Here is an 848-nt window from a genome sequence, read left to right on the forward strand (position 1 = left end):
GGCAGTAGCTCGGCGCCCACAGGCAGCTGATCGCGGAAGCTCCCTCGGCCCACTGATCGTCTGACTGGATGAGCGAGACAAGAAGCGTGGACCATACGTCATCTGAAGCTGCCGGACTCGGCCGTTCGAGCAAGACCCGCTACCCCTTTGCGCGACACGTCTCGGCAGCAGCCGATACACTGCGGGAGACCCGCAAGGCCTGGCCAGGCTTGAGCCTGTACGAGCGCTTCGAGGAAGTGGTCGTCGTGGTGCTCACCGGCCTGATCGGCCTTGTGATCGTCGCGGCGATGGTCAACCTCTGCTTCCGCGTCGTGCTCCTCGTCATCTTCGGCCTGCTCGACCCGGCCGAGCATAGCGTCTTCCAGGCCGTGTTCGGCATGATCTTCACGGTCCTGATCGCGCTCGAGTTCAACCACTCGATCCTGAGCGTGCTTCACCGTCAGGAGAGCATCATCCAGCTGCGTACGGTGATCCTGATTGCGCTGTTGGCGCTTGCCCGCAAGTTCATCATCCTAGACGCGAGCAAGACCGAGCCACTGACCATCATCGGGCTGGCAGCCGCCGTCCTGGCGCTCGGAGCTGTGCACTGGCTGGTGCGGGACCAGGACCGCAAGGACACTCAACTCACGGCCGAGAACACGTCACAGCCGCGGGAGTAAGCGGCCAGCCCGGTGAGGCCAGCCGCCAGGGTTTGCGCTAGTCGTAGGGGTCGAAGGCCGGGCCGTAGCCGACCGGCCGCGGACCAAAGCGGCGCCGGCCGTAGAAGCCGTCGCGTTCCACAACGACCTCCCGGACGACGGGCCGCGGCCGGTACACCACCGGGCGCTCGACCACGACCTCGCGAACGA

Annotated in this window: 1 protein-coding gene; it reads left to right on the forward strand. The window is 65.7% G+C overall.

The genetic code is table 11. The features are described from left to right. Positions 1–179: 179 nt before the first annotated feature. Positions 180–659 (forward strand): phosphate-starvation-inducible PsiE family protein, encoded by a 480-nt coding sequence (locus MOX02_RS30805; protein WP_174804993.1) that lies wholly within the window; start codon positions 180–182, stop codon positions 657–659. Positions 660–848 lie beyond the last annotated feature (189 nt).

It is taken from the genome of Methylobacterium oxalidis (assembly GCF_007992195.1).
GTDB lineage: Bacteria > Pseudomonadota > Alphaproteobacteria > Rhizobiales > Beijerinckiaceae > Methylobacterium > Methylobacterium oxalidis.